The 25,552-nt window shown below is 67.0% G+C and carries 23 protein-coding genes; 13 read left to right on the top strand and 10 right to left on the bottom strand.

What is annotated here, in order from left to right; all coding sequences use genetic code 11:
- The first annotated feature begins 73 nt into the window (after positions 1 to 73).
- On the top strand, positions 74 to 1,129 hold the full coding sequence (locus tag MRBLMD1_RS10055) for a LacI family DNA-binding transcriptional regulator (RefSeq protein WP_224024857.1): 1,056 nt from the start codon (positions 74 to 76) through the stop codon (positions 1,127 to 1,129).
- Here the strand turns inward: MRBLMD1_RS10055 and MRBLMD1_RS10050 are convergent, their stop codons facing one another.
- From MRBLMD1_RS10050 to MRBLMD1_RS10025, 6 genes are all read right to left on the bottom strand, one after another.
- A complete protein-coding gene (locus tag MRBLMD1_RS10050) occupies positions 1,130 to 2,845 on the bottom strand; it encodes a CocE/NonD family hydrolase (protein ID WP_364399179.1) in 1,716 nt (571 codons plus the stop codon).
- On the bottom strand, positions 2,838 to 3,806 hold the full coding sequence (locus tag MRBLMD1_RS10045; protein WP_364399177.1) for an MBL fold metallo-hydrolase: 969 nt from the start codon (positions 3,804 to 3,806) through the stop codon (positions 2,838 to 2,840). Before MRBLMD1_RS10045 ends, MRBLMD1_RS10050 begins: the two co-directional genes overlap by 8 nt.
- Positions 3,803 to 4,750, bottom strand: coding sequence for an alpha/beta hydrolase (locus tag MRBLMD1_RS10040; RefSeq protein ID WP_364399175.1), 948 nt, complete (start codon positions 4,748 to 4,750; stop codon positions 3,803 to 3,805). Before MRBLMD1_RS10040 ends, MRBLMD1_RS10045 begins: the two co-directional genes overlap by 4 nt.
- A 4-nt stretch (positions 4,751 to 4,754) precedes the next feature.
- A complete protein-coding gene (locus MRBLMD1_RS10035; protein WP_364399173.1) occupies positions 4,755 to 5,882 on the bottom strand; it encodes an FAD-dependent oxidoreductase in 1,128 nt (375 codons plus the stop codon).
- Between the two features lie 67 nt (positions 5,883 to 5,949).
- Positions 5,950 to 6,903, bottom strand: a complete 954-nt coding sequence (locus tag MRBLMD1_RS10030; protein ID WP_275180936.1) for a phosphotriesterase family protein — start codon at positions 6,901 to 6,903, stop codon at positions 5,950 to 5,952.
- A gap of 37 nt (positions 6,904 to 6,940) precedes the next feature.
- Positions 6,941 to 7,954 (bottom strand): phosphotriesterase, encoded by a 1,014-nt coding sequence (locus MRBLMD1_RS10025; protein WP_364399171.1) that lies wholly within the window; start codon positions 7,952 to 7,954, stop codon positions 6,941 to 6,943.
- Between the two features lie 201 nt (positions 7,955 to 8,155).
- On the opposite strand from MRBLMD1_RS10025, the gene MRBLMD1_RS10020 reads away from it, so the two are divergent.
- Genes MRBLMD1_RS10020 through MRBLMD1_RS10000 form a run of 5 tightly spaced genes read left to right on the top strand, consistent with a single transcriptional unit; the run spans position 8,156 to position 13,146 of the window.
- Positions 8,156 to 9,880: an MFS transporter gene (locus MRBLMD1_RS10020; RefSeq protein WP_364399169.1), complete on the top strand. Its 1,725-nt coding sequence runs from the start codon at positions 8,156 to 8,158 to the stop codon at positions 9,878 to 9,880.
- A 44-nt stretch (positions 9,881 to 9,924) separates the two neighbouring features.
- A complete protein-coding gene (locus tag MRBLMD1_RS10015) occupies positions 9,925 to 11,094 on the top strand; it encodes a cytochrome P450 (RefSeq protein ID WP_364399167.1) in 1,170 nt (389 codons plus the stop codon).
- Positions 11,091 to 11,288 (top strand): ferredoxin, encoded by a 198-nt coding sequence (locus tag MRBLMD1_RS10010; protein ID WP_364399165.1) that lies wholly within the window; start codon positions 11,091 to 11,093, stop codon positions 11,286 to 11,288. Before MRBLMD1_RS10015 ends, MRBLMD1_RS10010 begins: the two co-directional genes overlap by 4 nt.
- Positions 11,285 to 12,481 carry an NAD(P)/FAD-dependent oxidoreductase gene (locus MRBLMD1_RS10005; RefSeq protein ID WP_364399163.1) on the top strand — a complete coding sequence of 399 codons (1,197 nt, stop codon included), beginning with the start codon at positions 11,285 to 11,287 and terminating at the stop codon, positions 12,479 to 12,481. The genes MRBLMD1_RS10010 and MRBLMD1_RS10005 overlap by 4 nt, the downstream gene beginning before the upstream one ends.
- Before the next feature lie 50 nt (positions 12,482 to 12,531).
- Positions 12,532 to 13,146 carry a TetR/AcrR family transcriptional regulator gene (locus MRBLMD1_RS10000; RefSeq protein ID WP_159633046.1) on the top strand — a complete coding sequence of 205 codons (615 nt, stop codon included), beginning with the start codon at positions 12,532 to 12,534 and terminating at the stop codon, positions 13,144 to 13,146.
- Between the two features lie 15 nt (positions 13,147 to 13,161).
- Here MRBLMD1_RS10000 and MRBLMD1_RS09995 read toward each other — a convergent pair whose 3' ends face one another.
- The 4 genes from MRBLMD1_RS09995 to MRBLMD1_RS09980 all read right to left on the bottom strand — a co-directional run bounded on the left by MRBLMD1_RS09995 (position 13,162) and on the right by MRBLMD1_RS09980 (position 17,519).
- The gene (locus tag MRBLMD1_RS09995; protein WP_159633051.1) at positions 13,162 to 13,788 is read right to left on the bottom strand and encodes an alpha/beta hydrolase; all 627 of its coding nucleotides are present in this window, start codon (positions 13,786 to 13,788) and stop codon (positions 13,162 to 13,164) included.
- A gap of 37 nt (positions 13,789 to 13,825) precedes the next feature.
- Complete coding sequence (locus tag MRBLMD1_RS09990; protein WP_364399160.1) at positions 13,826 to 14,866, bottom strand: LLM class flavin-dependent oxidoreductase; 1,041 nt, start codon at positions 14,864 to 14,866, stop codon at positions 13,826 to 13,828.
- Between the two features lie 117 nt (positions 14,867 to 14,983).
- Positions 14,984 to 16,231 carry an FAD-dependent oxidoreductase gene (locus tag MRBLMD1_RS09985; protein WP_364399158.1) on the bottom strand — a complete coding sequence of 416 codons (1,248 nt, stop codon included), beginning with the start codon at positions 16,229 to 16,231 and terminating at the stop codon, positions 14,984 to 14,986.
- Positions 16,224 to 17,519, bottom strand: a complete 1,296-nt coding sequence (locus tag MRBLMD1_RS09980) for an MFS transporter (protein WP_364399156.1) — start codon at positions 17,517 to 17,519, stop codon at positions 16,224 to 16,226. Before MRBLMD1_RS09980 ends, MRBLMD1_RS09985 begins: the two co-directional genes overlap by 8 nt.
- 48 nt (positions 17,520 to 17,567) lie before the next feature.
- On the opposite strand from MRBLMD1_RS09980, the gene MRBLMD1_RS09975 reads away from it, so the two are divergent.
- From MRBLMD1_RS09975 to MRBLMD1_RS09945, 7 genes are all read left to right on the top strand, one after another.
- Positions 17,568 to 18,374 (top strand): IclR family transcriptional regulator, encoded by an 807-nt coding sequence (locus MRBLMD1_RS09975; protein ID WP_224024831.1) that lies wholly within the window; start codon positions 17,568 to 17,570, stop codon positions 18,372 to 18,374.
- A gap of 108 nt (positions 18,375 to 18,482) precedes the next feature.
- On the top strand, positions 18,483 to 19,613 hold the full coding sequence (locus tag MRBLMD1_RS09970; protein WP_364399153.1) for a cupin domain-containing protein: 1,131 nt from the start codon (positions 18,483 to 18,485) through the stop codon (positions 19,611 to 19,613).
- Entirely contained in the window at positions 19,613 to 20,437 is an 825-nt protein-coding gene (locus MRBLMD1_RS09965; protein ID WP_364399151.1) for a fumarylacetoacetate hydrolase family protein, read from the top strand. The genes MRBLMD1_RS09970 and MRBLMD1_RS09965 overlap by 1 nt, the downstream gene beginning before the upstream one ends.
- Positions 20,437 to 21,195 carry a maleylpyruvate isomerase family mycothiol-dependent enzyme gene (locus MRBLMD1_RS09960; protein WP_364399149.1) on the top strand — a complete coding sequence of 253 codons (759 nt, stop codon included), beginning with the start codon at positions 20,437 to 20,439 and terminating at the stop codon, positions 21,193 to 21,195. The genes MRBLMD1_RS09965 and MRBLMD1_RS09960 overlap by 1 nt, the downstream gene beginning before the upstream one ends.
- Positions 21,196 to 21,437: 242 nt before the next feature.
- Complete coding sequence (locus MRBLMD1_RS09955; protein ID WP_364399147.1) at positions 21,438 to 23,033, top strand: PucR family transcriptional regulator; 1,596 nt, start codon at positions 21,438 to 21,440, stop codon at positions 23,031 to 23,033.
- A complete protein-coding gene (locus MRBLMD1_RS09950; RefSeq protein WP_159633078.1) occupies positions 23,030 to 23,983 on the top strand; it encodes a glutaminase in 954 nt (317 codons plus the stop codon). Before MRBLMD1_RS09955 ends, MRBLMD1_RS09950 begins: the two co-directional genes overlap by 4 nt.
- A gap of 46 nt (positions 23,984 to 24,029) precedes the next feature.
- Positions 24,030 to 25,547 carry an amino acid permease gene (locus MRBLMD1_RS09945; protein WP_364399145.1) on the top strand — a complete coding sequence of 506 codons (1,518 nt, stop codon included), beginning with the start codon at positions 24,030 to 24,032 and terminating at the stop codon, positions 25,545 to 25,547.
- Positions 25,548 to 25,552 lie beyond the last annotated feature (5 nt).

The following is a 25,552-nucleotide window of genomic DNA, read 5'->3' as shown; positions in this document are numbered from 1 at the left end:
GGATTCCGGGAACGAGTAGCCTTGGAAACCCCACATGGCCGGTTTTATCCCGGTCCGCGAGGAAGGCCCAGCGATGGCAGACCCAGCAACCACGGCGTCGTCAGTCCCGGCAGGCCTTGACGCGGGCACCCGGCGGGACCGCCCACCCACCATCCGGGACGTGGCAGAGCTCGCCGGAGTGGCCACCTCCACCGTGTCGCGGGCCCTCGCGCGGCCCGACCGGGTCAACCCGCGGACCCGGATCCGGATAGAGGAAGCTGCCGCGGAGCTCAATTACGTGCCCAGCTCCCAGGCCCGCGGCCTCAGTTCCGGACGGACCAACGCGGTGGCTGTCCTGGTCCCCGACATCACCAACCCGTTCTATTTCGACATCATCCGCGGCACACAGCACCAGCTCAAGGCGGCCGGCGTCACCCAGCTCCTGGTGGACACAGAGGAGTCCAGTGAGATGGAACTCGATGCCCTGCACAAGATGCGCAGGTCCGCGGACGGCTTTATCCTGGCCGCGTCACGCCTGACGGACGCCCAGCTTGCGGAGGTATCGCAGTCGCAGCCCCTGGTAACCTTCAACCGCGCCTCCACCAGTGCCCCTACGGTGATGATCGATACTCCCTCTGCCATCATCCAGGCCCTTGAGCACCTGGCCTCGCTGGGCCATCACAAAGTCTGCTATGTGGCCGGACCGCCCACCTCCTGGTCCAACCAGATGCGGTGGAAAGTCTTCGAGGAGGACGCGACCAAACGGGGTATGGAGGTCCACCGGATCGGCCCCTACGCCCCGAAGACCACGTCCGGCGCGGCGGCGGCGGATGCGGCCGTCAGGACGGGGGCAACGGCATGCATCGTCTTCAACGACCTGCTGGCCATCGGCATGCTCCAGCGCCTCCAGGCCCGCGGCATCCGGGTTCCTGCCGACATGAGCATCATTGGCTCGGACGACATCTTCGGCGCGGACTTCTGCAACCCTCCATTGACCACGATCTCCAGCCCTATCGAGCAGGCCGGCAGGGTGGCCGTGTCCATGCTGCTGGCGCAGCTCAACCCGCTGTCCGGAAGTGCCAGCAGGCAGCTCGCCGTCATGCCAACGCACCTGACCGTCAGGGAATCAACAGGCCCAGCCCCGGCCTGATCAGCCCACCGTGAACGGCAGGACCAGGCGGGACTGGTGGTGCGCGTCGCGGTAGATCTTGTGCGTGACCGGCCTGCCCACCGGGAGGTGGAAGGCGTCCGGCGGCAGCAGCGAGTTGTGTTCGTCCGCGAGCGGCTCACCGTTGGACAGCTCCACTACCAGCCGGTGCCCGGGGTTGAAGGTGTTGGCGAACGGGTAGAGGCGGACCACGTATTCCTCGATCCTCCCCGGCTCCACCGGAACCGCGCGGGTATGTGGATGGTAGGGGTTGCCCTCCGTGGTGCGGTCATCGAGTTCGCGGTGCGACGCCTTCAGGTAGCCGGTGGTGATGAGCTGCCGCTTCCCGTTCGGCGCTGCATCCCACAGGCGCAGGATGAAGTTGGTGTCCGGCTGGTCGATCTCGGCGAAGATGTGCGCCGCCCCGGTACCAATCATCTCGGCGGGTTCTTCAAACGTTTCGGTGCTCCAGCTGATGATCTGCACCTGGTCGGTGACCGTCAGCGGCGCCTGGTAGAAACCGTCGGGAGCCGCATGTTCGGTGCCCATCAACTCGGGTTCGGTGGAGAGCTTGTGCCGCGGGCGCAGGTAGAGGGCCCGGTAGTCAATGTCCCTGGGCGGCCACGCTCCGGCGGTAACCACGTCCCGGGAACCTTCCACGAAGACGGACACGGCGGGTTCGTCCATCACCCCGTTGTCGATGCCCTTGATCCAGTAGTCGTACCAGCGGAACATCTTGTCGTGCTCTTCGATGAAGGGCCGGGACTGCATGGGCGGGTACGGGCCAATGTCCAGCTTCTTCGGACCCTGGAGCGCGTTGAACAGCTCGATGGTGCCATCCAGCGTCCAGCCGCGGCCCTGGTCCAGCTGCAGCCACACCGGAATGTCGATGTTCGGGGCCAGGGTGATGGGATTGCGCTCTTCGTACCACTCGCCGTCGAGCCCGTTCATGACGATGTCGAACCACGCCTCGTGGTTCGTGGGGTAGTTCAGGACATGGACCAGGTTGGGCCAGGCGGCCACGTCCGGGTCCTGCAGCCGCTTGGCCACGAGCTCCTTGAGTTCCTCCGCGGAGTACTTCTCCACCATCCGGGATTTCACCCGGTCCGTGAAGGCCCAGCCGGAGTCCCCTCCCCTGCCCTCACGCGCAGCGCGGGGCATGAACCACATGACGCCGCCATGGTAGGTGGTCTCGTAGAAGTCATAGTGTCCGCCGGAGACGAAGATGGCCTTCAAATGCGGCGGCCGTTCGGCGGCGGCGAGGACCTGCATGGACCCGAAGTAGGATATGCCCACCATGCCCACGTTGCCGTCACACCAGGGCTGCTCCGCCACCCACTCGATGAAGTCGTACGCGTCCTGGCCCAGGGACACTCCCCCGGCGTTGTAGTTGCCGATGTGCTCGCCGCCGGAATGTCCGGAACCGCGCAGGTCGCCGATCACGTGGACGTAGTCCTCCTTGACGATCCGGGCGATGTCACCGGCCTCGATGCAGCCGTCCCACATCGGGCTGGGCCGGCGCTGCGGCGGGGTGGTCAGGGCCAAGGCCTGGAGCTCCTTGCCGTACGGGCTCAAGGCCACCAGCGCGGGCCGTGGCTTGTCGTCGGTGCCCTGGTAAGCGTCGGCGGCAAGTTCAACCCCGTCCCGCATGGGGACGCGCAGGTCCTTGCGGACGGCAATTTTCTGCCCGCCGGCGTCGATCGTCTGGTATTCAGCCATGGTTGCGGACTCTCCTCTGGAAAGACGTGGTGGTGGACTGGGTGCGGTAGCCGTTCATCGTGGTGAAGAACGGGGACGGCTCAAGAGTGGGATCGCCGTCGTAACCAAGCTCCCGGGCAACCGGGGCGAAGGGCGAGTACGGGGACTGGGACTTCTGGAGGCCGTCGGCCAGGCAGCCGCAGGCGGCCTGGCCGACGTGCGCCTCGATGGCAAGGCTCTCCGTGAGGGCCTCGCGTGCTTGGCTCTCGTCCAGTTCCACACCGTAGGGCGTACCGTCCGAACGGCGGTACGGGTGCCCCAGGTACAGGTGCCGCGGGCGGACCTCGTCCCGAAGGTACTCCAGGCTGGCACGGTAGCCGGACGGATCCACGTAGCCGGGGAATCCGTTGGCCGCACCCTGGACCTGCACGGCGTCGCCGACGAAGACGTCATTCTGCCCGTCGATGACGTAGGCCACCGACCCTGGGGTGTGGCCGGGAGTTGAATGCACCGAGACCGTGACGTCACCGCCCAGGGAGAGGGTTTCACCGCCGCGCACCAGCATGGACGGTTCCATCTCCCCCGAGATGACGGCGTTGGCGGCGCCAATCTGCTTCGCTTCGCCGTCGGGGTCCTGCAGATACTGTCCCCGGCCGGATAGATACTCGTCCACGTGCGCCCGGCGTGCGCGGAGCATCGGAGCATCGGCTTCGTGGATGACCACCTTGGCGCGCTGGCCGGTGAGCTCCCACAGCGCGTGCGCGCCGCCGATGTGGTCGATGTGCCCGTGGGTAAGCAGGATCCAGCGGACGTCCTCGATCCGGCGGCCGATAGCCTCCAGCGCCGGCGCCATTCCTTCCGCGGGGGACGACGCGATTCCGGTATCCACGATGGCCGGCTCCGGAGCATCAATGAAGAAGCTGTACAGGCCGAAGCGGCCCCACGGTGAGACCAGCGGATGGACAGCGACAGGTGTGGTCATTGCCCGGCCTCCGTTTTTACTGGTGAGCCGTTCAGGAACCCCGCCGTCTCTTCGAAGGCCCGGTGGTATTCCGGGAGCCAGGAGAAGTGCTGGACGAAGCCATGTCCGGCCCCGGCATACCGGCTGACGGTGACGGGCACGCCGGCCTCTTCAAGCCGTCGGCCGTACAGTTCGCCTTCGTCCCGCAGGGGGTCGTGCTCGGCGGTGATGATGAGCGCCGCCGGAAGCCCGGTGAGGTCCCCGCGTTTGATGGGCGAGACCAGGGGATCGGCCGGATCCGCGCCGTTCTCGAGGTAGAAGGAGTTGAAAGGCTTCAAACCCGCAGTTTCGAGTCCGTACCCCACGGCGTTCTCCCGCATCGAGGGGTACCGGTCTTCGTCAAAGTCCAGGTCAAGGGACGGGTAGAACATGACCTGGTGGGTGATCCGGTCGAACCCGGCGTCGTGGGCCTTGGCAGCGACGGCGGCCACGAAGGTTCCGCCCGAGCTGTCGCCAGCAATGGCGAGGTTCTTTCCGTCCCAGTCCAGGGTGTCGCCGTGTCCGGCGGCCCAGCGGACAACGCTGTAGCAGTCCTCGAGGCCCGTCGGAAAGGCGGACTCGGGGGCAAGCCGGTAGCCAACAGAGATGACCTTGTGGCCGGTTTCCTTGGCCAGGGCCCGCGCCACGTGGTCGTGGGTGTCCAGGCTGCCCAGGAAGAAGGCACCTCCGTGGAAGTAGACCAGCAGGCCGTAGGCGTCGGCGTCGACTGGTGTGTAGATCCGAATGGGCACGTCGCCGGCCGTAGTCACGGCAGTGGCGTCTTCGACGGCGTGCAGCGGGAGCCGGTCCTCCAGCGGCGGAACCTGCGCTGCTTCGCCGGCACGCATGGCCTCAGGGTTCAACGGACCCGGCGGCAGCGGCGGGAGGGTGCCGAGGATCCTGGCAATTTCGGGATGCAGCGACATCGGCTCAGGCCTGCGCCACGGCGGCGGGCTGCTGGGACTTTGGCTTCTGGCCCGGGAAGACGTCGTTGACCTCTTCTTCGCTCCAGCCCTGGCGGGAGATGCGCTGCAGCTCGTCGGTGACGGGCTTGCGGGTTGCCTGGAACATGGCCAATGCCTCCTTGACCGAGCCGGCCTGGGCCAGTGCGTCGGCCAGCGCTCCGGCGTCTTCAATGGCTGAGTTAGCGCCCTGGCCCTGGTGGTGGAGCATCGAATGGGCGGCGTCGCCCATCAGCACCACCGAGTCGGTGTGCCAGGTGTCCACGGGGTCGATGTCGTAGACGGCGCGGATATTCACACTGTCCATGTCCAGGCCGCGGGCAATGCCGACGATGCGCTCATCGAAGCCTTCCACCGTCTTCAGAAGGTCTTCCTTGGTGATGCTGGGCGCCCAGGTGCCGTCCGGGTTGAGGGCGGTGATGTCGAACGACATCTGGTTGCGGTGGCGCAGCGGCAGCAGGTAGACCTTGGTGCCCTTGCCGATGTACATGCGCAGGTTGTCGTCAGTCACCATGCCGTGGGCGTCGTCGGCCGAGATCACCACGCGGTAGGCATGCTCGCCGGAGAACACCGGGCCCCTGTCGCCGAAAAGCTGCTCGCGCACCGAAGACTTGATGCCGTCGGCGCCGACCACCAGGTCAGCCTCGGCGGTCTCGCCGTTGGCAAAGGTCAGGACGGAGCTGCCGCCCTTGTCCTCTATGCTCTCCAGCCTGTGGCCCAACTGCACCATGCCCTCGGGGAGGACACCGAGAAGGGCATCGATGAAGTCGCGGCGGTGGATGAGGTACGTGTGCTTCTCTTCGCCGAATTCCGGCCAGGTATCCTTCATGATCGGATCACCCGTGGCTGACAGGATTTCGAAGTAGTCGCTTGCCGTACTTACCTTGGCGATCGCGTCGAAGATGCCCCACTGGCGGAACCGGGCCATGGTGGCCGGGCGCAGGCCGATGCCTGCGCCGACCTCGCCCATCTGGGGAGCCTGCTCATAAACCTTGACATCTGCGCCAAGCAGGCTCAGTGCCTTGGCCGCGGCAGCGCCGCCGAAGCCTGCGCCGATGATGGCGATCTTGAGGTTCTTGAGGTCTTCAGCCTTCATTGGATAAGTCTCTTTCGTGGGCCAGGCAGGGCCTGGGGAAGTGGGAGGAAGTGGTGGCCTGTGCGGGTCAGGCGTGGAGGGACAGGAAGTCGGCCGGGTTGTCCTGGAGCAGGAGCTTGAGGGTGGCGTCGTCGATGCCGGCGGCGCGCATGTCCGGGATCATGTCTTCGAAGATGTAGTTGATGGTGTGACCCTTCACACCGGGCCAGCCCAGGGGGCTGCAGTTTGCGTCGGCCGAGACGAGGAGCTTGTCCGCATAGCCCTTGTTGACCAGCTTGACGAAGTGCTCCATGCGCTCGGCACGTTTGCGGCCCCAGAAGGGCGGGTCGGGAAGTTCGAGGTCGTACCCGAAGGTGTCGAAACCGATCCGGCCGCCCTGTTCGTAGATCCAGTCGTGCGGCGTGATGGGCGCGTTCAGGCCGTCGTCGGCGTGGCCGAACAGCACCCGGTCCAGCGGCAGGCCTTCTTCCTTGAAGATGGCCACGGCCGGTTCCGGGTCGATGGCCAGGTGGGTCAGGATCGGGGCTCCGGTGACGACGGCGGCACGGGCCGCAGCCCGGTAAATCCGCTTATCCAGGTCCGTCATGCGTCCGCCGCGGCTGACACCCACCTTAATGACGCCGGCCTTGGCGCCGGTATCGCCGATACCGACGGTGATTTCGTGGATGAAGACCTTGGCCAGGTAGTCAACCGTGGCGCGGGAAAAGTGGGGCAGCGCGGTGTCGCCGCCCACGAAGCCCGTGCAGGCCACGATGTTGACGCCGGTCTTCCGGGACAGGGACTTGTAGTAGTCGATGTCGCGGCCGTTGCAGATGCCGGTGGCGTCCACCATGGTGCCGCCGCCGTATTCACGGAACTTTCGGAGTTTGGGCACGGTTTCCTCGTAGGCCTGTTCCGGCGTCTTCCACCATTTGGTGTCCAGCTCGGATCCGGGCATGCCGTAGCCGATGTGTTCGTGGACGGCCACGATTTCAAGTTCTTCGGCCGGAATGGTTCCCAGCACTGTATTGACCTTGGTCATTGTTCTACCTCGGGTTTGGAGGGTGATGGAAGCGTGGTCAGCGGACTGCCAGCAGGGTGCGGGGGTTGTCCACGAGGATGCGTCGGGCATCGTCGTCGGCCAGGCCGCGGGCTTTAAGGAATGGAACGAACGTAGCCAGGACATGGCTGTAGGGAAGGTTGTATTCGGGCAGGCCCTTGGCCACTCCGATGGAATTGCCGGAAAGGATGATCTTGTCCGCGTGGCCGGCACCGACGAGTTCCAGGACCAGTTCGGCCCGGCCGTGGTCCGTGAGGTAGCCGGGGTGGTCGTTGAGGCCGACGTGATCGATGCCCACGAAGGCGCCGCGCTCGGCCACCTTGCCTGCGGCGCCGGCGGCGTCGAGGCGGTCCAGGCCGCCAACCAGCACGCGGTCCGCGGGAAGCTGCTCGTCCAGGACGATGTCCAGGTCATGGAGGGCATCGGCGCCGAAGCGGATGGACACGGGCACGCCGGTTTCCCGGGCAGCCCGCGCGGATCCGCGGAAGAGGCTTTCCTCGGTGGGGGTCATGCCGGCCCGGTCAGCAGTTGTGGCGATCATTCCGGCAGCCGCGCGGCGTTCAACCCTCGGGACCACCATCCCGTCGGTGACTTCCTTGCCAAAGAGATCGCTGAACTTTTCGGCCGGCCATGGGGTGGGCGGGTTGGTCTGCGGCGTCAGGAAGTAGCCACCGAGCTCCTCCTCGGGCCCAAGGCCGGTGGAGGCGATGATGTGCACGCCGGTGGAGCGGGACAGTGCCTCGTACAGCTTGAGGTCCCTGCCGTGGAACATGCCGGTGCTGTCGACGATCGCCTGGCCCCCGTGCTGGCGGAAGTCGCTGAGCTTTTCGGCGAGCGCCGCAAAGATGTCCGCCCGGTCCATTGAAATATCGGGGGCATACTGGGCTCCCGGAAGGACTGACAGCAGCGCTTCATGAATGGCGACCACGCCCAGTTCAGAAGCGGGAACCGGTCCCAGGACCGTGTTGACGGTGCCCTGTTCCTGGGTGGGGACGGGGGCGCCATAAGAATTGGCGGCCGGATGGATGCTCACGAAGTTCTCCCTTGAATCCGGGTGCTTGAGTAGGGGTCCCGCCGAGCCCTCGCTCCGTTGCGGTGTAGCCAGCATCACACATTTCTTTACATAGTGTCAAGGAAACTTTTTTTGCGAATTTTCCTTGACACTGTGTAATAGATCACTACAGACTGTTGGGAACAACACTCAACTTCGCAATGGAACAAGGGAGTTTCATCGATGAGCCTGACCCCCACCATTTCGAGCCGCGGCTCGGTACGTGCCACCTTTATCGCGGCCTACAGCGCCGTGACCCTCGCGCAAATCACCAATGCCCTCCCCGGCGCACTCAACGGAACCTTCGCCGTCGAATTCCGGACCTCCGGCGCCGGGCTGACCTGGATCGCCGGCATGTTCATGATGGGCATCGTTGTGTTCGAGCTCAGTTGGGGCCTGTTGGGTGACCTGTTCGGCCGCCGGAAGCTGCTGTACGCCGGCGCGGCCGTGAGCATCGCGGGATCCGTCCTGGCGGCACTGGCAGTCAACACGGAAATGATGATCGCGGCCCAGGCCGTGGGCGGCATCGGTGCCGGCATCCTCTTTCCCATCTCGCTCTCCATGATTGCGGCCATCACCCCGGACCACCGGGCGAGGGCCAAGGTCATCGCCACCTGGGCCGGTTTCCTGTCGCTGGGCGCGGTCATCTCGCCCATGCTGGCGGGCCTGACGTCACAGGCGTTCACCGTCCCGGGGCCCGCGGCAGGCTCACCCAATGCCTTCAGCGGCTGGCGGGTGGCCTACTACATCGCGGCCGTGATCGCCGTCGTGGTGCTGGTCATGGCCACCCGGGCGAAGGACTCCGCTGCTGCTGAAGGGCGGAAGCTCGACGTGCCCGGCCAGGCCACCCTGGCGCTGGGCCTGATTGCGGTGCTCTTTGCCACCGTGCAGGCGGTCGACGCCGGATTTGGCAGCGCCGAGGTCATCGCCAGCTACGTTGTGGGTGCTGCCCTCCTGGTTGCCTTCGTGGTGATCGAGACACGGACGCACCAGCCCCTGGTCCACCTGTCCCTGTTCCGGAACAGCGCCTACTCCATCACCGGAATCGTGGCCGTCACCGGCATGTTCGCCTTCCTGGCCGTCTGCTACAGCACCAGCGTCGCCGTGGGCGGCCTTGCCCTGGCTGAGGCCTGGAAGGTGGGCGTGCTGTTCGTCTTCATCCAGGGCCCGGCGTTCGCCTTCATTTCGGTGGTGGGCTGGCTGATCCACCATGTGGCACCACGGTGGGTGCTGACGGCCGGCTTCGGTTTCATGGCAGTCTCCGCCTTCTGGCTGTCGACCATCCCGCTGGGTGTCCCGGAGGCGTTCGGCGGGACACCGTGGACCGCGTTCATCCCGCCCCTGCTCCTGCTGGGCATCGGTTTCGCGCTCACGGTAGGCTCCATCACCGCAGTGGCCATCAACACCGTACCGCCGCAGCACATCGGCATGGCGTCCGCCACCACCAACCTGCTGCGCGATCTGGGCTTTGCCCTGGGCCCGGTGATCGGATCTGCCATCGCGTTCGGCGTCGGTGCCACCGCCTTCGCAGGCCCCCTGGCCGGAATCCTGGGCGGAGCGGGCCTTCCCGCCGAGGCCGTGGCCGGACTCTCGCACGTACCGCCGCTGGGTTACCTGTCCGGCTGGGACGGCGTCGTTGCCCAGTTCTCCGGCCAGGCCGCTGCGGGCGGTGCCCCCGCCCAGGCTGTGGACGGCATGGCGAAGGCCCTGGCCTCGGTCCAGCCCCAGATCCAGGGGGTAGCAGGAACGTCCCTGGGCCAGGGCTTCCAGGCGGTCTACCTCGCGGCGGGCATCGCCGCCGTCCTGTCCGCCGTCCTGACCCTTTTCATCAGCTCCCGCTCATCGGCCCCGACGGCCGATGCCATCGCCGAAACCACAGAAGCCAACGCCGAGGCCGTCCAGGCATGAACGGTCCAGGCCCGGAAACCCCCACTATCCGCAAGGAGACAGCTGTGAACCCCATCGAATCCGATATCGACATCTGGGATGACGACATCACGGTGGACCCCTACCCCACCTACGCCGCGCTGCGTGAACTGGGCGGCGTGGTCCACCTGCCGAAGAACAACCTCTACGCCGTCACCCGCTACGACGTCATCCGCGACGTCCTGGCGGACCCGGAGTCCTTCTCCTCCACCACGCTCGGTTTCAACCCGATGGTGAACGAGGCTCTGCAGGGCACCTCGCTCGCCTCAGACCCACCCATGCACACCCAACTGAGGGCCACCCTGTCGGCGAACCTCACTCCCCGCGCCCTCCGCGGCCTGAAAGTGACTATCGACGAGAAGGCGGACAAGCTGGTGGCCGAACTGGTGTCCACCGGCTCCTTCGAGGCCATCGATTCCCTGGCCCGCGCTTTCCCGCTGGACATCGTGGCGGACCTGATCGGGTTCGGCGGCCACGTCAAGGACAACATGCTGCGCTGGGGCCAGGCGGCCATGCAGGTGATCGGCCCGCTGAACCACCGCACCCAGGAGAGCTTCCCCATCGCCGGCGAACTCTATGGCTGGTGCTCGTCGGTCACTGCGGAGGACCTGGCGCCCGGCTCCATCGGCCGGGGCATCTTCGACGCCGAAGCCCGCGGGGACATCCCCGAGGGCTCCGCAGGCCATATCATCCACCAATACCTGGGTGCCGGCGTCGACACCACCATCGCCTCCATCGGCAACATCGTGGCCCTGTTTGGCCGCCACCCGGAGCAGCTCGAGCTGGTCCGCAACAACCCCGAACTGGTTCCCGCGGCCTTCGCCGAGGTGCTTCGCTACTGGACTCCCCTGCACATCTGGGGCCGTACCACCACCCGCGAGGTGGAGCTCGACGGCGTGACCGTTCCGGCAGGTGCCCAGCTCGGCATCCTCCTGGGTGCCGGCAACAGGGACCACCGGCACTACGACAACCCGGACACCTTCGACGTCACGCGGAACCCAGTGGACCACCTGTCCTTCGGCTACGGTCCACACGGCTGCGCCGGCCAGGGACTGGCACGCCTGGAAGGGCACGCCATCGTTGAAGCCCTGGCCCGGCGGGTGAAATCACTGTCCCTGGGCGACGGGTACCGGGTTCCGAGCAATATCACCAGGAGCTTCGAACAGCTCCAGGTACTGGAGGTGGAAGCAGCATGAGGATCGAACTGGACCGGCCACGCTGTGAGGGCCACGGACTTTGCGAGGAAGCAGCCCCGGCGCTGATGCACCTGGACGACGACGGCGAACTGGTTATCGACGTGCCGGAAGTGGACGGGGAGCAGGACGTCGCGGCGGCCAAGGCTGCAGTCCGTGTTTGCCCCGTAGCAGCCCTGAGACTGGTGACGGTGTGACGGCACGGCGGATCGTCGTCGTCGGCAACGGCATCGCAGGCCTCACCGCGTGCGACTCGCTGCGGGCAGCGGGCTTCGACGGCGAGCTGACCGTGGTGGGCGCCGAGCGCCACTCCCCCTACAGCCGGCCCGCCCTGTCCAAGGCGCTGCTCCACGGCGGTGACGGGTTGGCGGCGCACGAGCTCCCCGCACCGACGCACGGCGCGGACGAGTTGCTGGGGGTAAGCGCCACAGGGCTCGACGCCGGGGCGCGCCGGGTGACGCTCGACGGCGGCGGGAGCCTGCCATACGACGGGCTGGTGATCGCTTCGGGTTCCCGGGCCAGGCGGCTGGCAGGGACTGCGGATCAGCACAGCACCGAGGCAGGCGACGACGGCGAGCTGACCCTGCGCACCCTGGAGGACGCCGTCCGGCTGAAGGAACTGGTGGCCGGCAGGCCGTCGGTGATGGTGGTGGGCGGTGGTCCGCTCGGCATGGAGGTAGCGTCCGGCTGCCTGCACAGCGGCTGCGACGTCACCCTGGTCACCGATGGCGAACCGCTGGTGCGGCAGCTGGGCAGTCACCTGTCCGGCATTTTCACCGCGGCGGCGCGCACGAGCGGGCTGCGGATCGTCAATGGCTCCAAGGCCCGGCTCATCCGGTCAGGGACCACCCCGCAGGTGGCGTTGGCCGACGGAACGGTCCTGGAAGCGGACCTGCTGGTCAGCGCGGTCGGCGACGAGCCGAACGTCGAATGGCTGGAAGGCTCCGGCCTGCTCACGGACGGCGTCCTGCGGGTCGATTCCCGCGGCCGTGTGCGCCCGGACATTGTCGCAGCCGGCGACGTGGCATTCTTTCCCACCCAGCGGGGACTGAGCCGGGTACCGCTGTGGACCAGTGCGATCGACCAGGCCAAGGCCGCCGCCGTCGGCCTCCTCCTGGGGGATGAAGCACCGCCGCTGGAATTCCAGCCCTATTTCTGGACGGAAGCCTTTGGACTGTCGCTCAAGTCGGTGGGCTTCACGCCCGTGGAAGGAGCGCCGGACTTCCGGGAACAGGGCGCCGGGGCCGCTTCGGCGCTGCTGCGCTGGGAGCATGCGGATGGTTCCGGAACCGCCGCGGCCATCAACTACCGCATCCCCATTCCCAAGCTGCGGCGGCTGGCCAACACGGGATCACAGGTGGCCTGGGCCGCCGAACCCGTGACGGCCTGAGGCCACCACCTCCGGTTCCAGCGCCCGGACTCCACGTTAGGATTGACGCTATGCCATCGCTGCGCGAAGCCCAGAAGCAGCTCACCCGGGACACCATCGTGGAACGGGCGCTGGAGCTTTTCACCAAAAAGGGCTACGCCGCGACCACCATTGATGAAATCGCCGCGTCAGCCGGAACCACCCGTGTGACCTTTTACGCGTACTACCCCACCCGCGCAGACTTGATGCGGGATTTCATGGCCCGGGTTAACGCGGTCCTGGAGCGCGCCGACGGACCCGACAGCGGATCAACCGCTCCGGACCTGGTGCAGGTGGTGCGGGACGGCAAGCTGGCCGGCATCCTGTCCTGGCTGGAATCCCGGGCAGCGCTGTGGCCGGTCTTCCGCCCCTACCTGGATGTCCTGGACGAGGCCGCGGCAGTGGACCCCGAGGTGCGCACCATGGTGGAACGCTGGCATGAGGAAGTCATCACGGACATGGTCCGCGGCATGCAGCTCGCCGGGCGCTTTGCCGCGGAAACCCGCCACATCCGCGGCACCCTGGCCTTCACTCAACTCGACTACGTGGCCACGCTGTGGACCCGCCGCAAGATGGAACCAAACCGCGAGCACGCACTGGAAGTACTGGCTGACAGCTGGTACCACCTGCTCTGCGACGAAGGCTGACCAGGGCAGGGGAAGCTAGGCCCGTTCGGTGATCCACGCACCAAGTTCGGCGGCGGTTTCCGCGGTGAGGGCGTGTCCGCCCGGGTCCTTGCGGGCGTGCGTGTCCGCCCCGGAAGCGCCCAGGAGGTAGTCCCACGTGCGGCCCAGCAGGTCAGCCGGGATGACGGTGTCAGCTTCACCGTGGGCCAGGAACACCGGGGCGCCGGCAAGCCGGTCGGGCGACGTCGGGACGCCAGCCTCGAACGGCAGCGTCCCGTAAAGGACGGCGGTGCCCGCGAAACGCTGCGGATCAGCCAGCAGCAGCCCGCCGGCGAACGCCGCACCGCCACTGAAGCCAACCAGGATCACCGGCCGTCCTTCCGGCGCGATCGGCTCCAGCCAGGTCCGGAACCATTCCATAGTTTGGGCCAGCGACTCGGCGACGGGCCGGCCTGTCCCCCGGTTCGCGAACCAGGCGAACCCGCCCCCTGCCGGGATCGGCGCCCGGACAGCTGCGTAGGAGGGGCCGGCGGGAAGGTGGTTGGCCAGTCCGATGATTCCCGATTCATCCGATCCGCGCCCGTGCAGCAGCACCACGAGCGGGCGGTTGGGATCGTCGGGGCTCTGCCAGGCGACGGTGGGTTCGGCGAACGGTGCGTGCATATCGTGTCCTCGGTGTTGGTGGTGGAAATGGCTTGGGTCAGGCGGGGGCCGGGGCCCCGATTTCCCGGTTGACTGCGGGCATGATCTCGGTGGCGAGCAGCTCGATGGAACGCGCCGTTTCGGCGAACGGCAGCCCGCCCAGTCCGATCTGGGCCATGTACCGGCTGGTGCCCAAGGCCTCGTGGATAGCCAGGATCTTCTCCACCACCTGCTGCGGGCTCCCCACCAGCAGGCCGCCGCCGGGTTCGGACCAGTCATCGAAGGTTGAACGCGGGAAATGGTCCACGGGCCGGGGCATGTTCTGTTCGAAATATGCCCGGTAATAGGGATAGAAGGTATCGCGTGCCTGCTGGGAGGTGGGCGCCACGTAGAAGTGGCCGCCGGCACCCACCGGCAGGGCGGCGGCGTCATGCCCGGCCTCGGCAGCGGTGTGCCGGTACAGCTCCACCAGGCGGCGGAACCTTTCGGGTCCGGACAGCAGCGCGACAAACAAGGGCAGGCCCAGGCGACCGGCGCGGGCAAAGCTGGCCGGCGTGCCACCCACTCCCACCCAGACGGGAAGCTGTTCCTGCAGCGGCCGCGGGGCAATGTCCATGCCGGGGATTGTCTGGGTCAATGTGCCCTGCCACGTCAGGGTGGCGTTGTCCCGAAGCTCCAGCAGCATGCGCAGCTTTTCGTCGAAGAGGGCGTCGTAATCGGCGGTGTCGTAGCCGAACAGTGGGTAGGACTCGATGAACGCGCCGCGCCCGGCGATGATCTCGGCGCGGCCGCCGGATATGAGGTCCAGGGTGGCGAACTGTTCGAAGAGCCGCACCGGGTCCTGGGTGGAGAGGACGGTAACGGCGGTGCCCAGCCTCAGGTTGGTGGTCTCGCGGGCAACCGCGGCCAGCACCATTTCGGGGGCGGACAAGGCGAAGTCGCTGCGGTGGTGCTCGCCCAGGCCCAGGAAGCTGATGCCCGCCTGGTCGGCCAGCTTGGCCAGCCCAATGATCTCTTCCAGCCGCTGCTGCGGCGACTGGGCCAGCCCGGTTTGTCCGTTGCGGGACAGTTCGCCAAAAGTAAAAATGCCAAAGTCCATATTGGTTGAACATTCAACTTTGTTGATCTATTCCAGCGCCTTCCCTTGCAACCAAAAAGGCGGGCGCACGACGCCGGGAGCCACCCGCCGTCGTACGCCCGCCTTGGCTCGCGGTGCTTAGGCTTCCACCAGCTTGGTGCCGGCAGGAACCTCGGCCGGGGCACCGGGCACGTTGCGGCCGTACAACCAGTCGTTGTACTGGAAGTTGTTGTCGCCACGGCTCTTGAACAGTATGTTCCGCAGGACGCGTGCCACGCCGTCCACATGCCAGGACTCGCCCCAGATCCGGGCGGTGCGCTGGACACGGGCGGTGCGCGCCGCCCGTGTTTCGTTGAACTCGCGGAAGGCATCCTCCCATGCACCGGCGTCGATGCCTTCGGGCGTGAAGACCTTGTGCTGCGCGGCGTCCTGCAGCACAGCAGCATCCTCGAGTGCCTGGCAGGCGCCCTGGGCCAGGTACTGCAGCATCGGGTGGGCGGCATCGCCGATCAGTGCCATGCGGCCGGAGACCCAGTTCTCGATCGGGTTGCGGTCGTACATGGGCCAGCGGATGCCGGTGGCCAGGTTCTTCAGGGCTTCCTGCACGGCGGGGACGCAGTCCTTGTAGGCCGCCTGGAGTTCGTCCACGCCGCCGTACTGCTCTTCGCCGCGCTCGAACGACGGGGACTTGAACACTGCCACGGTGTTGAGCAGCTGGCCCTTGCGGAGCGGGTACTGGACCAGGTGGCAGTTCGGGCCGAGGTAGACGATGACGTCCTCCAGGTCCGCGGCGGGGGTTTCCTCGGTGATGGGCACGGTGCCGCGGTACGCCACGTAGGCGGAGTTGACGGGGCCGTCGTTGGCAACGGTGGCGCGGAGGGTGGACTTCAGCCCGTCCGCTGCCAGGATGGCGTCAGCCTCGAACACCTCACCCTTGGCGGTGTAGGCGCGGGCGCGGTCGCCGTCGGTCTCCACCTTCTGCACCAGGACGTCGTTCACCAAAGTGACGCCGGCTTCCTGGCACGCTTCGAGCAGGATCCGGTGCAGGTCGCTGCGGTGGATCACCACGTAGGGGGCGCCGTAACGTTCCTCGAACTCGCCGCCCAGGCTCTGGCGGGTGAGTTCCTCGCCGGTGATGGCGTCGCGGAACACCAGGTGCTTGGGCTGGACGCCGATTTCCAGCGCCTTCTCCAGCAGGCCCCAGCGCTTGAGGACGCGGGAAGCGTTGGGGGCCATCTGCAGGCCGGCGCCGACTTCGCCGAAGGCGGGTGCCACTTCTACCAGGGTGACGTCGGCGCCGTTTTCGCGAAGCGCCAGCGCTCCGGCAAGTCCGGCCATGCCGCCGCCTACTACCAGGACGTCGGTGGACGCTTTGACGTTAGACATTGGAAACTCCTACTGCTGTTGATTTCTTGATTTTGGTACCGACGGCTGCGAGCAGGACTGCTGCTGCTGCGGCTGCTCCGGCAAATGCCAGGAAGTTCGAGTTGACGCCCAGCCCCGCCGCGAGCAGGAGCCCGCCGGCCTGCGGGGCGGCTACAGCCCCGATCCGGCCCACCCCGAGCGCCCAGCCAAGGGCGGTGCCGCGCAGGTGTGCCGGGTAGTGGCTTGCCACGGCTGCGATGATCAGGCACTGGGTGCCGTGCGTGCCCACGCCGGCGAGCACCAGCATGAGGTAGACGACGGCGACCGGCGGCCCGGTCACCAGGACCAGCAATCCGATGGCGGCCACGGCCGCTGCCGCGATGGCGGTGGGAATGGGGCCGAACCGGGTGCCGGCCCAGGCGGTGAGCACCGAGCCCGCCACCGCGCCCAGGTTGAGGGCCAGGGCGAACGTCAGGGCGGACCCGAGGTTGTAGCCTGCCAGCTGCATGAGGTTGGGCAGCCAGGTGCCCAACCCGTACCAGGCGAAGAGGGTCACCAGGGTGCCGATGGCGAACAACAGGCTGGTGCCGAGGTAGGGCGCACGGAGCAGGGATCCGAACCCGACGGCGTCCTTGGCGGTGCTGCCCTGGGCTGCGCCCTTGGAGCCGGGTGCCAGCGTCTCCGGCAGGTAGCGGATGCCCAGCGGGATGACCACCACCAGGGCGACGACGGCGACCAGGAACATGACCGGCCAGCCGAAGGCCGGGATCAGCGGAATGCCGACGAGGGCGGCGATGGAACCGCCGATGGGGACGCCGGACATCATCAGGGTGGCGATGGTGGACCGCCACTTTTCGGGAACGAGTTCTGCCACCAGGGCATTGGCCGACGGCACCAGGCCGCCCAGGCCAATGCCTGCCAGGAGACGCAGGCCGCCGAAGACGGGCGCGTTGGGGGCAAAGGCGCAGAGGATGGTGAAGAGGGAGAACACGACGGCGCAGCCGATGATGGTGCGCCGGCGGCCCCAGGTATCGGACATGCGGCCTGCGAAGACCGCTCCGATCATCATGCCGATGAAGGCCATCGACCCGATGGTGCCGGCGGTGGCCTTGGTCAGGCCCCAGCCGGTATCGCTGATGAGCGAGCCCTGGACCGTCCCATAGACGATCAGGTCATAGCCGTCGAAAACGACCAGCAGCCAGCACACCAGGACGGCAAGCACGGAACGCCGGGGAAACCCGGTACGGCCGGCGCCCGGGGCGGGGGCGGCCGTGCGCTGCGGCGCTGCAGCGGAAGTTGTGTGATTCATCCCACCACTGTGCTGGCAGCCATACCGCTCCGCACATAAGATTCTGTTATGCAGAATCTTCCGGCCCGGCGGAAGCCCACCTACTCCATTGAGGCGGTGGACAACGCCCTGCAGCTGCTGCAGCTCCTGCGGGACGTGGGCAGCCTGCGGCTCAAGGACGCCGCGGCGGAGCTGGGCGTTGCCCCGTCCACCGCCCACCGGTTGCTTGCCATGCTGGTCTACCGCGGCTTCGCGGTGCAGGACGAAACGCGCCGGTACGTGCCGGGCCCGGCGATGGGCGCCGGCCCTGCCGGGTTCAGCTGGACCCGGCAGCTGCGCGACATCTCCCGGCCCCACATGGAAGTCCTGTGCGCCCGCACCAACGAGACCGTCAACCTGATGATCCGGGTGGGCACCAAGGTCCGCTTCCTGGACACGGTGGAAAGCTCGAATATCCTGCGTGTGGGTGACCGGCAGGGCACGTTGCTGCCGGCGCACAAGGCGTCGGGCGGTAAGGCCATCCTGGCGGAGCTGGAACCGGCCGCGCTGGAACAGCTGTTCCGCAGCCCCAACGCGGAGCTGGCCGGCGACTACATTCCCGACGCCGAGTACCCGGCATTCCTGCGCGAACTTGAGTCGGTGCGGGCCAACGGATTCGCTGCCAACTTCGAGGGCACCGAGGAGGGCATCAGCGCCTTCGGGATGGCGCTGCACAACGGCAAGGGCATGGTGGTGGGCGCCTTGAGCGTCGCCACTCCGGTGGCCAGGTTCCGGCCACTGTTCGACGCAGGGCTGGTGGGCGTGATGATGGAAACCCGGCGCCAACTGGAGATGGACATCGCGGCCAATCCGGCCGACGGCGGCGCGGGCGGCTGACCACGACTGGCAGCTCTTTCTGCTCTACAGAATATGCTGGGGATCACAGCGCTCATTCCTTAGGGTCGAATCCACGTCGCAGTCAGTCCGCACGCAAGGAGAAGGCCAGTGTCGATCAGCGCTGAAAACCAAACGCACGAATCCGTGGCACAGGAACACCATGTTCCCGAGCCCACCCCCGAGGAGGCTGCCCAGCTCGAGCAGCTGTACAAGGACTTCAACAAGGAAAACCTGATTCCCCTGTGGACGGAGATCGCGGACCTGATGCCCATGGTCCCGTCCCCCAAGGCGGTACCGCACGTATGGCGGTGGGATGACCTGTACCCGCTCGCCGCCCGCGCCGGCGACCTGGTACCCGTGGGCCGCGGCGGGGAACGGCGGGCCATCGCCCTGGCCAACCCCGGCCTGGCCGGGACCCCGTACGCCACCCCGACCCTCTGGGCCGCCATCCAGTACCTGGGCGGCCGCGAAACCGCCCCCGAGCACCGCCACTCCCAGAACGCCTTCCGCTTCGTCGTCGAAGGCGAAGGCGTGTGGACCGTGGTGAACGGCGATCCCGTACGCATGTCCCGCGGCGACTTCCTGCTCACCCCGGGCTGGAACTTCCATGGCCACCACAACGACACCGATGAGCCCATGGCCTGGATCGACGGCCTGGACATCCCGTTCGTCCACTACGCCGACGCCGGGTTCTTCGAATTCGGCACCGAACGCGTCACGGACGAGGCCACGCCGGACATCTCCCGCTCCGAGCGGCTCTGGGCCCACCCCGGCCTGCGCCCGCTCTCCGGACTGGAGAACACCACCAACTCCCCCATCGCCGCCTACCGGTGGAAGTACACCGACGCCGCCCTGCGCGAGCAGCTGCTCCTGGAGGACGAGGGCCACCCCGCCACCGTGTCCCAGGGCCACGCAGCCATCCGGTACAGCAACCCCACCACCGGCGGGGATGTCATGCCCACCATCCGCGCGGAGTTCCACCGTCTGCGGGCCGGCGCCTGGACCGAGACCGTCCGCGAGGTGGGCTCCAGCGTCTGGCAGGTCTTCGACGGCACCGGCACCGTGACGCTCAACGGCGAAACCAGGGTCCTGGCCAAGGGCGACCTGTTCGTGGTCCCGTCCTGGGCCGCCTGGTCCCTGCAGGCCGAATCCGAGTTTGATTTGTTCCGGTTTAGCGACGCACCCATCTTTGAGCGCCTGAACTTCAACCGCACCTACATCGAAGGACGCACCAAGTAATGAAACTCCTCACCCTCCGCACCGCTGACGGCACCAAGGCGGTCCGCCAGGACGGCGACACCCTCACCGAGATCCCGGGCTTCTCCGACGTCGGGGCCCTGCTGAAGGACCCCAGCTGGGAAACCACCGCCAAGGCGGCCAACGGCGCAACGCACCCAGTGGACGGCGCCGACCTCGCCGCCGTCGTGCCCTCCCCCGGCAAGATCATCTGCGTGGGCCACAACTACCGCAACCACATCAAGGAAATGGGCCGGGAGGTTCCCGAGCACCCCACCCTGTTCGCCAAATACGCCGAATCCCTGATCGGCCCCAACGACGACCTGGCCCTGCCGCAGGAATCGGACACCGTGGACTGGGAAGCCGAACTCGCAGTCGTCATCGGCAAGGCCGGCCGCCGCATCCCCGAATCCGAAGCCGCTGAGCACATCGCCGGGTACTCCGTGCTCAACGACGTCTCCATGCGCGACTACCAGTTCCGGACCATCCAGTGGCTGCAGGGCAAGACCTGGGAGAAGTCCACCCCGTTCGGGCCTGCCCTGGTCACCAAGGACGAGTTCACCGCCGGCCCGCTGATGACCTCCGCCGTGGACGGCGAAGTCCAGCAGTCCACCCCCACCTCGGACCTGGTGTTCACCCCTGAGTTCCTGGTCTCCTACATCTCCACCATCATCACCCTGAACCCGGGCGACGTGATCGCCACCGGCACCCCCGGCGGAGTGGGCCACGCCCAGGACCCCAAGCGCTACCTGCAGGAGGGCCAGGTCCTGGTCACCACCATCGAGGGCCTGGGCCAGCTGACCAACCGCGTGGTCAAGGAAGCCTGATGGTTGCCCGGCACGACCAGACCACCGATCCCGTCCTGCTCGACGGGCTCCTGCAGGCCCGGCGCGGCACCGCGTTCTTCGCCCGCAAGCTCAACGAGCTCACGGACGCGGAACTGGACGGGGACTCGCTGCTGCCGGGCTGGACCCGCCGGCACGTTGTGGCCCACGTGGGCTACAACGCGCGGGCCGTGGCACGGCTGGTCGAATGGGCAGCCACCGGCGTGGAGACCCCCATGTACCCCTCGGTGGAGGTCCGCAACCACGAGATCGACTTCGGCGCCACGCTCAGTCCCATCGCGCTGCGGAACCTGTTCGACCACTCCGCCGTGCACCTGAACGTCGAGTGGCGCGACCTGCCCGCCGACAACTGGCACCACAAGGTCAAGACCGTCCAGGGCAGAACCGTCCCCGCCGAAGAAACCGTCTGGATGCGCACCAGGGAAGTGTGGGTGCACGCCGTTGACCTGGACAACGGGGCCACCTTCCAGGACATCCCCGCGCCCGTCATGGAACGGCTCCTCACGGACATCACCGGCGCCTGGCACACCCGCGGCACGGACAAGGACCTCGTGGTCAAGGTCACCGGCCAACCCTCTGCGCTGGTCTTCGGTGACACGGCAGCCGCCTCCCCCACCGTGGTGTCAGGCTCCCTGGCCGCCATTGCACAGTGGGCCACCGGCCGCGGTACGGACGGCACCACGGCACAGCACGACGGCGGATCGGTCACCCCCGCGCCCCCGGCCCCGGCCTGGATCTAGCTGCAGATCGAGCGCACGGGCAAGCCATCTGCCACACCGCACCCAAGGCGGGCCAGCATACGCTGGCCCGCCTTTGCCGTTGCTGCCCGGGCTCGTCCCGCGCAGCCGGCCTTCGCCTCGGGCTGCAAACCAAAAAACCGTCCCCGCGTTTGGGACTGAGCCCATAATCAGGACGGCCGCCGCTGGATAGCATGAGGTGACCGGACAGGCCGTCCGGCGGGATCGACGCAAAAGGAAAACCCATGGCCGCGGTTACGGTGGATGACATCCTCTCGGATCTCCCCCTCGGCTTCGCCAGCCTCATCCTCCGTCCAGCCCCCTCGGCGCCGGCCATTGAACGGTTCCTTATTGTCGACGCCGACGACGAGTCCGTCCAGGCTGCCGGCGCGTTTGTCCTGCTCATCGGTGTCCGCGGCCGTTCGGCCCTGCCGACGCTCCGGCGGCTCCTGAAGGACCCGCCCCCGGTGGTAGCCGTCAAGGGCAACCGCGAAGACCTCGCCGAAGCGGAAGAACTCCTGCAGGCAGCGGGCTCGGGCCTCCTCCTGGTTGATCCCGCCGCCGACTGGGACCGCCTGCTGTCCATCGCAAAGGACCGGATCCAGCCGCGCAGCTACGAGAGCGAAGTCCTCACCCTGCTTGAGGAAGACCTGTTCGCCATCGCCCAGACCACGGCCAGGCTCACCTCCAGCCACGTGCTGATCGAGGACGCGGCCAACAAGGTCCTGGCGTACTCCACGGTCACCAACGACATCGACGAGCTCCGCAAAGCGTCCATCCTGTCCCGCCGTGGCCCGCGGAAGTACGAGTTGCTGCTCAAGGACCTGGGTGCCTACCGCGAACTCCACCGCACCCGGCAGCCGGTCCGCGTCCCCGCGAGGCCCCAGGACGGGCTGCGTGAACGGGTGGCCATCGCGCTCTTCGCCGGGGAGCGGATCATGGGCTACATCTGGCTCCAGGAGACCGGAGAAGGCTTCGGGCCCGACGTGGAGTACGTCCTCACCGGATCCGCAGCCAGGGTTTCCGCCGAACTGATCCGCTACCGCAACCAGCAGTCCGTCCACATGCGGGAGGACCGGGTGGCACGGATCCTGTCAGGTCCCGCCGAGGCCGCCGCCAGCGCCCACAGCGGAAAGATCCCCTCGGAGCGTCCCGCGGCACTGCTCCTGATCGGCATGTCCGACGCCGACTCCCGGGCCGACGACGCCGCGCTCAAGCACGGCGAACTGGCCAACCTGGCCTCCATTCACGCCGCCGCGTACAAGGCATCCGCCGTCGTGGGCCAGTTCAACGGTGACACGGCCATTATCCTGCCGGACCTGCAGTCCAGCACGGCGGAGGCGGGGCTGAGGGCACTTGCCGAAGCGGTGGTCAAGGATGCCCGCAAGCACCTGGGCATCATTCCCTTCGCCGCCGTCGGACCGTTGGCGCCGGACCTGCTGTCCATCCACGGGGTCACCGGCATCACTGAAGCACTGCTGGCCTGCGTGCGGAACGCCACGCCGGGCACGGTGGCCACCGTTGACGATTTCGAGGCGGAAATCCTCTACCGCGAGGCCGTACGGAACTTCCACGGCTCACCCTTCCGGCACCGCAGCATGGCGGCGCTGCTCCAGGAGGATGCCGAACTCGCAGCAACCCTGCAGGCCTACTTCGACGCCTGCTTCGACGTCTCCGAATGCGCCAAACACATGAACCTGCACAAAAACACCGTCTATTACCGCGTTGCCAAAGCAGCCAGGGTCACCGGCCTGGACTTCGGCAACCCCCGCGACTCACTGGTGGCCCTGCTCCATCTCCAGGAGTGGGCCGCCTCCACCGACAATCCAGGCAGGAAATGAGCACCACACTCAGCGCACCGCCCCTGGGCCTCCTCCTTGAGGACATCGTCCGGCGCCACCGGCCCAGGCAGAACGCGGGCAGCGTTCCCGGAAACATCCCTTTCCTGGCCACGGTCCCGTTCGACCGCTTCGGCATCGCCGTCGCCACCACCTCCGGCGAGGTCTTCAGCTCCGGGGACGCCGGCGTTCCCTTTTCCATCCAAAGCATCTCCAAGGTGTTCACCCTGGCCATGGCCCTGCAGGGCGGCAGGTCCGCTGCCCTGTGGTCCCGGGTGCTGCGCGAACCCTCCGGAACGTCCTTCAACTCACTGGTCCAGTTGGAAGCCGAAAAGGGCATCCCGCGCAATCCGTTCATCAACGCCGGCGCCCTGGTGGTCACCGACCACCTGCTGGAAGAGACGCCCGACGCCGCCACGCAGCTCCTGCGGTTCCTCACCGAACAAGCGGGGAGCCATGAGGCGGAGCCAGGCTCCCACGCACCGTTCATCGATGAAGCCGCTGCTGACGGTGAGCTGGCCGGCAGCAGCCGCAACCTGGCCCTGGCGCACTTCCTCAAGGATTTTGCCAACCTCACCCAGCCCGCCGCCGTCGTGGTGGAGAACTACGTCCGCCAGTGCTCCATCATGATGACCTGCGTCCAGCTGGCCCGTGCCGGCCTGTTCCTTGCCAACGACGGCCAGGGATCAACCGGCAGGGTGCTGTCCCCCAGCGAGGCCAAGCGGATCGGCTCCATCATGCTGACCTGCGGCATGTATGACGCCGCCGGCGAATTCGCATACCGGGTGGGCCTGCCCGGCAAGAGCGGAGTAGGCGGCGGGATCCTGGTGATCGTCCCGGGGCAGTGCGCCATCTGCGTCTGGAGTCCCCGGCTGGACGCCAAGGGCAATTCCCTTGCCGGCACCGCCGCCCTGGCCGACCTCTCCGACCGCACCGGCTGGTCAGTCTTCTAAGTTTCCCCCATCCAGCAAGATCTTTTCCGGATCGAAAGGAATACCCATGCCCAACAACCCCAATGAAGAGGTTGAGTTCGACCACGTTATTGACGGTGGTCACGCGCATGCGTCCGAGACTTCCCTGCACGCGGAGGACAAGGGTTACCACAAGAACCTGAAGCCGCGGCAGATCCAGATGATCGCGATTGGCGGTGCGATCGGTACCGGCCTGTTCCTGGGCGCCGGCGGCCGGCTCAACGCCGCGGGCCCGTCCCTGGTCATCGCGTACGCGGTGTGCGGGTTCTTCGCGTTCCTGATCCTGCGCGCCCTGGGCGAACTGGTCCTGCACCGGCCTTCCTCGGGCTCGTTCGTTTCCTACGCCCGTGAATTCTTCGGCGAGAAAGCCGCGTTCGTCTCCGGCTGGTTTTACTGGATCAACTGGGCCACCACCACCATCGTGGACATCACCGCCGCCGCCCTCTACATGCACTTCTTCGGCAACTACGTCCCCTGGATGGCCGATGTCCCGCAGTGGGCGTGGGCGCTGACCGCCCTCGTCGTGGTCCTGGCCCTGAACCTGGTCTCCGTGAAAGTCTTCGGCGAAATGGAATTCTGGTTCGCCCTGATCAAGGTCGCCGCCCTCGTCGCGTTCCTCATCATCGGCACCTACTTCGTCATCTTCGGTACCCCCGTGGACGGCCAGCAGGTCGGCATCAGCCTCCTGTCCGATAACGGCGGGATCTTCCCCAACGGCCTGCTGCCCATGATCATCCTCATGCAGGGCGTCCTGTTCGCCTACGCCTCCATCGAACTCGTCGGCACCGCCGCAGGCGAAACCGAAAACCCCGAAAAAATCATGCCCAAGGCCATCAACTCCGTGGTCTTCCGCATCGCCGTGTTCTACGTCGGCTCCGTGATCCTCCTGGCCCTGCTGCTGCCCTTCACCTCCTACCAAAAAGGCGTCAGCCCCTTCGTGACGTTCTTCGGCTCCATCGGCGTCCAGGGCGTGGACGTCATCATGAACCTCGTGGTCCTCACCGCCGCCCTGTCCTCCCTGAACGCCGGGCTCTACTCCACCGGCCGGATCCTGCGCTCCATGTCCGTCAACGGCTCCGCCCCCAAATTCGCCTCCCGCATGAACAAAGCAGGGGTCCCCTACGGCGGCATCGCCATCACCGCCGTCGTCTCCCTCCTCGGGGTCCCGCTGAACTACCTCGTCCCGGCCGAAGCCTTCGAAATCGTCCTGAACATCGCCTCCGTCGGCATCATCATGACCTGGGCCACCATCGTCCTCTGCCAAATCCAGCTCAAACGCTGGGCCGACAAAGGCTGGGTCGAACGCCCCTCCTTCCGCATGTTCGGCGCCCCCTACACCGGCTACCTCTCCCTGCTCTTCCTCGTCGGCGTCCTCATCATGGTCTTCATCGACTCACCCCTGACCATGCTCGTCACCGCCATCGCCTCCATCCTCATGGTCCTCGGCTGGTACGCCTGCCGCCACCGCATCCGCCAAATCGCCGAAACCCGCGAAGGCTTCACCGGCAAAGCACCCGTGATCGCCAACCGGACGCCCATTTCCTGACCACA

It is taken from the genome of Pseudarthrobacter sp. LMD1-1-1.1 (genome assembly GCF_040676255.1).
In the GTDB taxonomy this organism is placed as follows: Bacteria; Actinomycetota; Actinomycetes; order Actinomycetales; family Micrococcaceae; genus Arthrobacter.
This window is presented reverse-complemented; position numbering and strand designations above follow the sequence as displayed.

What these genes read in the sequence shown, in the direction of transcription:
- MRBLMD1_RS10055 (WP_224024857.1), top strand. Translation starts at nt 74, where the DNA reads ATGGCAGACCCAGCAACCACGGCGTCGTCAGTCCCGGCAGGCCTTGAC.
- MRBLMD1_RS10050 (WP_364399179.1), bottom strand. Translation starts at nt 2,845, where the DNA reads ATGGCTGAATACCAGACGATCGACGCCGGCGGGCAGAAAATTGCCGTC.
- MRBLMD1_RS10045 (WP_364399177.1), bottom strand. Translation starts at nt 3,806, where the DNA reads ATGACCACACCTGTCGCTGTCCATCCGCTGGTCTCACCGTGGGGCCGC.
- MRBLMD1_RS10040 (WP_364399175.1), bottom strand. Translation starts at nt 4,750, where the DNA reads ATGTCGCTGCATCCCGAAATTGCCAGGATCCTCGGCACCCTCCCGCCG.
- MRBLMD1_RS10035 (WP_364399173.1), bottom strand. Translation starts at nt 5,882, where the DNA reads ATGAAGGCTGAAGACCTCAAGAACCTCAAGATCGCCATCATCGGCGCA.
- MRBLMD1_RS10030 (WP_275180936.1), bottom strand. Translation starts at nt 6,903, where the DNA reads ATGACCAAGGTCAATACAGTGCTGGGAACCATTCCGGCCGAAGAACTT.
- MRBLMD1_RS10020 (WP_364399169.1), top strand. Translation starts at nt 8,156, where the DNA reads ATGAGCCTGACCCCCACCATTTCGAGCCGCGGCTCGGTACGTGCCACC.
- MRBLMD1_RS10010 (WP_364399165.1), top strand. Translation starts at nt 11,091, where the DNA reads ATGAGGATCGAACTGGACCGGCCACGCTGTGAGGGCCACGGACTTTGC.
- MRBLMD1_RS10000 (WP_159633046.1), top strand. Translation starts at nt 12,532, where the DNA reads ATGCCATCGCTGCGCGAAGCCCAGAAGCAGCTCACCCGGGACACCATC.
- MRBLMD1_RS09995 (WP_159633051.1), bottom strand. Translation starts at nt 13,788, where the DNA reads ATGCACGCACCGTTCGCCGAACCCACCGTCGCCTGGCAGAGCCCCGAC.
- MRBLMD1_RS09990 (WP_364399160.1), bottom strand. Translation starts at nt 14,866, where the DNA reads ATGGACTTTGGCATTTTTACTTTTGGCGAACTGTCCCGCAACGGACAA.
- MRBLMD1_RS09985 (WP_364399158.1), bottom strand. Translation starts at nt 16,231, where the DNA reads ATGTCTAACGTCAAAGCGTCCACCGACGTCCTGGTAGTAGGCGGCGGC.
- MRBLMD1_RS09980 (WP_364399156.1), bottom strand. Translation starts at nt 17,519, where the DNA reads ATGAATCACACAACTTCCGCTGCAGCGCCGCAGCGCACGGCCGCCCCC.
- MRBLMD1_RS09975 (WP_224024831.1), top strand. Translation starts at nt 17,568, where the DNA reads ATGCAGAATCTTCCGGCCCGGCGGAAGCCCACCTACTCCATTGAGGCG.
- MRBLMD1_RS09965 (WP_364399151.1), top strand. Translation starts at nt 19,613, where the DNA reads ATGAAACTCCTCACCCTCCGCACCGCTGACGGCACCAAGGCGGTCCGC.
- MRBLMD1_RS09960 (WP_364399149.1), top strand. Translation starts at nt 20,437, where the DNA reads ATGGTTGCCCGGCACGACCAGACCACCGATCCCGTCCTGCTCGACGGG.
- MRBLMD1_RS09955 (WP_364399147.1), top strand. Translation starts at nt 21,438, where the DNA reads ATGGCCGCGGTTACGGTGGATGACATCCTCTCGGATCTCCCCCTCGGC.
- MRBLMD1_RS09950 (WP_159633078.1), top strand. Translation starts at nt 23,030, where the DNA reads ATGAGCACCACACTCAGCGCACCGCCCCTGGGCCTCCTCCTTGAGGAC.
- MRBLMD1_RS09945 (WP_364399145.1), top strand. Translation starts at nt 24,030, where the DNA reads ATGCCCAACAACCCCAATGAAGAGGTTGAGTTCGACCACGTTATTGAC.